Source organism: Paenarthrobacter sp. CM16 (assembly GCF_013179505.1).
GTDB lineage: Bacteria > Actinomycetota > Actinomycetes > Actinomycetales > Micrococcaceae > Arthrobacter.
This window is the reverse complement of record NZ_JABMCX010000230.1, coordinates 1-5,920: the sequence shown is the minus strand read 5'-3', so window position 1 is coordinate 5,920 and position 5,920 is coordinate 1. Positions and strand designations below refer to the sequence as shown.

The window sequence follows — 5,920 nt, the reverse complement described above, 5'->3', positions numbered from 1 at the left end:
TTTCCTCAGCGTTGGCCGTAGCGGAGGAACGCATTCCAGCCTGTATCACCTTTCTGCTGGCAGCCTCAGGCCTCAGCTTTGCCGGCGTAGGCGCCGCGTTCTGGGCGCTTGCCGGAGGCATCCTGGTCCGCTGGATGCTCAAGAGCCGCGAACCCGTTCAGAAAGCGTAAGTCAGGCGGGCTCGTGGTTTTGCGCCTCGCGGGCAAGCGCCGTCAACCTTGATACAGCACGGAAGTACTTCTTGGTGTAGCCGCCGGTCATCATCTCTTCGGTAAAGAGTTTGTCGAAGGGGACGCCACTGGCCAGGATGGGTACATCCTTGTCATAAAGCCTGTCCGCCAGCACCACAAAGCGGAGGGCCACAGCCTGTTCCGTGATGGTTTCGACGTCGCTCCAGACCACTGCTTCGACGCCGGAGATGAGCTGGCGGTAACGGCTGGGGTGGACCGCAGCCAGATGGTTGACCAAGGTGCGGAAGTCGTCCACTGCAACCGTTTTGCCTGCAAACTCCGCTTTCATGCGGTGTTTCAGTTCTTCAGTCTTAAGAGGCGCAGGAGCCGCGGGCAGCCCACGGTGCCGGAAATCCTCGCCGTCGATCCTGACAACATCGAATTGGTCGGCAAGGACCTGGATCTCGCGCTGGAAATCGACGGCGGCAAAGCGCCCCTCACCCAGCGAGCCCGGCAAGGTGTTGGACGTGGCAGCGAGCTTGACCCCGGCGTCGGCCAGTTCACGCATGAGGCGGGACATCAGCACGGTGTCGCCGGGATCATCGAGTTCGAATTCATCGATGCACACAAGCTTGTAGCTGCTCAGGGCCTCCACGGTCTTCCTAAAGGACAGCGCACCAACCAGGTTGGTGTATTCCACGAACGTTCCGAACGCTTTGGGCCCGGGCGACCTGTGCCACAACGAGGCCAGGAGGTGGGTTTTGCCCACGCCGAAGCCGCCGTCAAGGTAGATACCTGCCCTGGTAGCGGGCGCCTTTTTGGCGAAGAGTTTCTTGAACAGTCCCCCGCTGTCCTCGGAACCAACCCCGTCGGCGAAGGCGGAGAGGAGCTTCACAGCATTGGCTTGGCTCGGCTGCGAGGGGTCGGGACGGTAACTGTCGAACGAAACCTCTCCGAATCGCGGAGAGGGGTAGAAACCCTTGAGGAGTTCCTCCACGGAGACTGCCGGTGTGCGGGCAGCCAGTTGTTCGATCTGTACCACGGTGGTCCGTTCCTTCGGTATTAGGTCCCCAGCAAGAATACCGGCATTGGACGGCCCGGGACGGACACGTGACCAAGCCCATGTTTCACCGTGTGACCACAGGGAAGCAATCCGGGCGGCCCGTGGTTAGTGTTGGGAGAACGCCGGGCTGGCACCTGCATCATTTTCACGGCCTGGCTCCCGTCCGTTGTCAGTGAAAGGCCATCACCATGTCCTACCCCGTTGAACAAAACGAAAAGTTTGCTTCGTACGCAAACCCCGAACGCCTTGTCTCCACAGAGTGGCTGGCCGCAGCCCTGGCCGACGGTGCCATCGCCGACGGCAAACTGGTAGTGGTTGAATCCGATGAAGACGTCCTGCTGTATGAAACCGGCCACATCCCTGGAGCCGTGAAGATCGACTGGCACACCGACCTGAACGACGAGGTCACCCGTGACTACGTCGACGGCGCAGCGTTCGCTTCCCTCGCAGCCTCCAAGGGAATCTCCCGTGACAGCACCGTTGTCATCTATGGCGACAAGTCCAACTGGTGGGCTGCCTACGCACTCTGGGTTTTCACCCTCTTCGGCCACGAGGATGTCCGGCTTCTGGACGGCGGCCGCGACAAGTGGATCGCAGAAGGACGCGAGCTCACCACCGATGTTTCCCAGCCAACAGCCAGCGAATACCCGGTGGTGGAGCGCAATGACGCCCCCATCCGCGCGTTCAAGGAAGATGTCCTGGCACACCTGGGCAACCCCCTGATTGATGTCCGCTCCCCCGAGGAATACACCGGTCAGCGCACCCACATGCCGGCTTACCCGGAAGAAGGCGCACTCCGTGGCGGCCACATTCCCACTGCCGCATCGATTCCGTGGGCCCGTGCCGCCGCCGAAGACGGCACCTACCGCAGCCGTGAAGAGCTCGAGGCCCTTTACCTTGGCGAGGCCGGGCTGGCAGCCGGCGACGACGTGGTGGCCTACTGCCGGATCGGGGAACGTTCAAGCCACACGTGGTTTGCGCTGAAGTACTTGCTGGGCTTCGATTCCGTGCGCAACTACGACGGCTCCTGGACCGAGTGGGGCAACGCCGTGCGCGTTCCGATCGTCAAGGGCGCCGAGCGGGGTTCCGTACCCGCTGCCTTCGCACGCAACTAGTAGCGCGGCCGGAGCCCGTAGTGTTGCGGTACACAGAGCACATTTCGGGCCGGTTGTGCGTAAGCTGGAAGAGATGAGTACGTACACTTTGCCCACCGCGTTGGCGGAAATCGTCGATGACTTCCAGGCACTGACGGAGCCTGACCGCCTGCAACTCCTGCTCGAGTTTTCACGGGGGCTGCCGGAACTTCCGGAGCGCCTGAAGGACCACCCTGAGTTGCTGGAGCAGGTGGTGGAATGCCAGTCTCCGCTGTTCCTCACCATCGAGTCGGAGAAGAATCCCGACGGCGCCCGCAAATACCGGCTCTTCTTCAAGGCTCCCCAGGAGGCACCGACTACACGCGGCTTTGCCGGTGTGCTGCACGAGGGCCTCGACGGACTCACGGCCGAAGAAATCCTTGCTGTCCCGGACGATATGCCGGAACTGCTGGGGCTCACCCGGGCCATCACTCCCCTGCGCATGCGGGGAATGACCGCCATGCTCGGCCGCATCAAGCGCAAAGTTGCAGCCGCCAACCGACTGGAACACTGATTCTGTCAGAGCGCTGAAGGACACCACCGCACCGAATGGCAAAGAAAACAGCTTCACAGGGAACGCCGGCAACTGCAGCTCTTACTGCAGCCGGCGTTCCCTTTGTCCTTCATCCCTACGCCCATGATCCCGCAGCAGCCAGTTATGGCCTGGAAGCAGCAGAGGTCCTCGGTATTGAACCTATGAGGGTCTTCAAGACCCTCATGGTGGAGGCGGAGGGCAGACTTGCCGTGGCAGTTGTCCCCGTGTCCGGCAATCTGGACCTGAAGTCCGTTGCTTCCGCCCTTGGGGCAAAGAAAGCAGCCATGGCTGATCCCAAGGCAGCAGAGCGCCGCACCGGTTATGTACTGGGCGGCATTTCACCCTTGGGGCAGCGGCAGACCTCCCCGACGGTGCTGGACGAATCAGCGCTGGCCTTTGACACCATCCTGGTATCCGGCGGCCGGCGCGGACTGGACATTGAGCTTTCCCCGACGGACCTGATCCGGCTGACCAACGCCGCAGTTGCGGCAATCGGCACCTCTCACGCAGCTCAAGGCTGAACCAGGCGCCGTCTTCACCCGCTGTGGTCTGATGCGCCCGCAGTGGCCGCCTGTCCCGGGTTGTTCCGTGGCGCCAACTGCCGCTGCAGCCAAGCGTGCACTACGCGTTCCCATCGCTCCGGGTCCACGTTCCACTCCTTGGTGTGCCGGGCGCCGTTGAAGGGCTCGAAAGTTACCATGTCCGGGTTCTTTTCGGCGAGGGACGCTGATGGCCCGAACGGAACATAGTCGTCGTCAACGCTGTGAATCAGCAGTGTGGGGGTGCGAAGTTCGATGGCCCGGGCTTCCCAATCCATGGCTTTGAGGTCCACGGGAGCAGCCAGGCCTGTGAGCCGGCGTCCTAGCGGATGACCCAGCATGAGTTGCCCATACCGCCCCACGGTGTAGGGAATTCTGTTCATTTGCGCGTGGTGGGCCATGACATTGACCCAGTTGATGACAGGGGCGTCCAACACCATGCCCCTGATGAGATGCCGGTGATTGGAAAGATCGGCGGTCTGCAGGCTGATCGCTCCGCCCATGGACCACCCGAAGAGCACGATCTCCTCTGCGCCATGGGCCAGCGCGTAGTCGATGGCGGCCTCAACATCCCGCCATTCGGTGGAGCCCAGGCCGTAGCGTCCGTCAAGGGCGGAAGGGGCAAGACCGTCGTTGCGGTAGGAGATGAGCAGGCTGTCCAATCCCAGGCTCCGTGCTGTCCGCACAGCCCGCAGGCCTTCAAGCCGTGTGGCACCGCGCCCGTGCACCATGATGGCCCAGACCTTGGCTGGAGCAGAAGCCTCGGCGCGGATCAACCACGCCGGCGCCAGCCCGCCGTCGACCTCTATCTGGACCTCTTCGGACGCAAGGCCGATCGCTGCCGGGTCCGGGTAGGTAGCCCCGCTCCACCAGCCACGGCGCGCTTCCGCCAGGTTGCCGCTGTAAACCTCTTCGACCTCGCGAAGCACCGTCTGTTCAGCCGGGGAATAGGACACGATCCTGCCAATCCGGGCGTGCCCGTGGCCACCTCCGAAGAACAGGCTGAACACGCCGTCGATGATGGTGTCCGCAGTGGCGGTCAGGATGACCTGGGGCCCTTTGTCACCCTGGATGACAGCGAGGACCTCTTGGTCCTCATGCCGGGCGGCCGGAGTGATGACGCGACGGGCAAAATAGACGGCGAGCGCAGAAGAGCCGGCACCCAGCAGGCCGGCGAGGGTGCCTCCCGCCAAGAAGCCGCCAATGGCCCATTTGGTGCGGAGGGACAGCTTGGTCTCTACAGCGTCGCTCGCTGACCGGGAAGTTGTTGCCATGCCTCCATTGTTGCCGCTTCTTGCTGTTACCCGTTGCAGGCACCCGGGGCGCGGCGCATCAGGGCCTGGATTCGATCCCAAAAGCCTGCGGACCCACGTTGTGCGGGACTACGCTGTAGCCATGAGTGATCCCATAGTCATCCTGACTGAAGAGCCCCTTGGCCCCGACGACCGCGTTAATATCGAGAAACTGGTGGACGGTGGCGACGCTCCCCTGGTTGTCCTTGTCCCCGCCAATACAGAGCGCCATCTCCTGGTCGATTTCCTGGAAAATCTTTCGTTGCTGGATATCGCCAAGGCGTTCCGTGAGCTTACGGCGCAATCGCCGGATCCGGAGGCGGAGCGTGCTGAGGCCTCGGAGACGTTGGCTGCCTCGTTGGCGGCGTTGGCCGGTTTGGGTGGCGGCGTCACCGGTGAAGTCGTCGACGGCGGTGCGGTTGCCGGCTTGGTGGCCAAGGTACGGGCTCTCGATGCTGCCCAGGCCGTGGTGATCACCCGTCCCCATGCCATCGCCGATACGTTCCACACGGACTGGGCCAATAAGGCGCAGGATCAATTGGGGCTGCCGGTGTTGCACTTGTACGCGGGCTCGGGATTTATCGGCGACTCGTGAGCGTTGCACAAGACATGAACACTCCTGAGAACACCAGTAAGACAACGTCTGCGTCCGTGGAGAAGAGCGATGCCCGCTGGCGCGAGGAGTTGACCCCCGAGGAATATCGCGTTCTGCGGCAGGCGGGAACCGAACGGCCATACACCGGCGAGTACTGGGACACCCACACGGAGGGCGTTTATCAGTGCCGTGCTTGTGGCAGCCAGCTCTTTACCAGCAAGGAGAAGTTCGATTCCCATTGCGGCTGGCCGTCGTTCTGGGCTCCCTTAGCTGAAGGCACGGTCCGCTACCTTCATGACCGCACCATGGGGATGGACCGCGTGGAAGTCCGCTGTGCCAACTGCGACTCCCATCTGGGGCACGTCTTCGAGGGCGAGGGCTACGGCACTCCCACGGACCAGCGGTTCTGCATCAACTCCATTTCGCTCCGCCTGGTTACCCCGGAAGAGAGCTGACGGTTCCGGACGGGCCGGGCTTTGCACGGTCCGTCCGGGGCGGCTCCCGGGGTCAGCACTGTGGGGCGCTGGACCTCGAACCGCGCATGAGCAGTCCAAGGCCAAGAATTGCTTACGCTGGACCCGTTTTTCAATTAG

Annotated in this window: 7 protein-coding genes; 5 read left to right on the top strand and 2 right to left on the bottom strand. The window is 62.7% G+C overall.

What is annotated here, in order from left to right; genetic code table 11:
* Nucleotides 1-171: 171 nt before the first annotated feature.
* Entirely contained in the window at nucleotides 172-1,212 is a 1,041-nt protein-coding gene (gene zapE, locus HP499_RS17755) for a cell division protein ZapE (RefSeq protein WP_026540336.1), read from the bottom strand.
* A 209-nt stretch (nucleotides 1,213-1,421) separates the two neighbouring features.
* Here zapE and HP499_RS17750 point away from each other — a divergent pair, with 209 nt between their 5' ends.
* From HP499_RS17750 to ybaK, 3 genes are all read left to right on the top strand, one after another.
* Nucleotides 1,422-2,348, top strand: coding sequence for a sulfurtransferase (locus HP499_RS17750; RefSeq protein WP_172325520.1), 927 nt, complete (start codon nucleotides 1,422-1,424; stop codon nucleotides 2,346-2,348).
* 73 nt (nucleotides 2,349-2,421) lie between these two features.
* On the top strand, nucleotides 2,422-2,880 hold the full coding sequence (locus tag HP499_RS17745; protein ID WP_172325519.1) for a SufE family protein: 459 nt from the start codon (nucleotides 2,422-2,424) through the stop codon (nucleotides 2,878-2,880).
* Between the two features lie 35 nt (nucleotides 2,881-2,915).
* On the top strand, nucleotides 2,916-3,422 hold the full coding sequence (gene ybaK, locus HP499_RS17740) for a Cys-tRNA(Pro) deacylase (RefSeq protein WP_172325518.1): 507 nt from the start codon (nucleotides 2,916-2,918) through the stop codon (nucleotides 3,420-3,422).
* Between the two features lie 14 nt (nucleotides 3,423-3,436).
* On the opposite strand, the gene HP499_RS17735 is transcribed toward ybaK, so the two are convergent.
* Entirely contained in the window at nucleotides 3,437-4,714 is a 1,278-nt protein-coding gene (locus HP499_RS17735; RefSeq protein ID WP_172325517.1) for a S9 family peptidase, read from the bottom strand.
* A 121-nt stretch (nucleotides 4,715-4,835) separates the two neighbouring features.
* Between HP499_RS17735 and HP499_RS17730 the strand changes: the two genes are divergently transcribed.
* Together HP499_RS17730 and msrB are read left to right on the top strand one after the other, a co-directional pair.
* On the top strand, nucleotides 4,836-5,327 hold the full coding sequence (locus HP499_RS17730; protein ID WP_172325516.1) for a hypothetical protein: 492 nt from the start codon (nucleotides 4,836-4,838) through the stop codon (nucleotides 5,325-5,327).
* 14 nt (nucleotides 5,328-5,341) lie between these two features.
* Nucleotides 5,342-5,782, top strand: coding sequence for a peptide-methionine (R)-S-oxide reductase MsrB (gene msrB / locus HP499_RS17725; RefSeq protein WP_172325524.1), 441 nt, complete (start codon nucleotides 5,342-5,344; stop codon nucleotides 5,780-5,782).
* Nucleotides 5,783-5,920 lie beyond the last annotated feature (138 nt).

Bases quoted from the DNA above. Each gene is read 5' to 3' on its own strand.
- ybaK (WP_172325518.1), top strand. From the start codon at position 2,916: ATGGCAAAGAAAACAGCTTCACAGGGAACGCCGGCAACTGCAGCTCTT.
- HP499_RS17730 (WP_172325516.1), top strand. From the start codon at position 4,836: ATGAGTGATCCCATAGTCATCCTGACTGAAGAGCCCCTTGGCCCCGAC.
- msrB (WP_172325524.1), top strand. From the start codon at position 5,342: ATGAACACTCCTGAGAACACCAGTAAGACAACGTCTGCGTCCGTGGAG.
- HP499_RS17745 (WP_172325519.1), top strand. From the start codon at position 2,422: ATGAGTACGTACACTTTGCCCACCGCGTTGGCGGAAATCGTCGATGAC.
- HP499_RS17750 (WP_172325520.1), top strand. From the start codon at position 1,422: ATGTCCTACCCCGTTGAACAAAACGAAAAGTTTGCTTCGTACGCAAAC.
- HP499_RS17735 (WP_172325517.1), bottom strand. From the start codon at position 4,714: ATGGCAACAACTTCCCGGTCAGCGAGCGACGCTGTAGAGACCAAGCTG.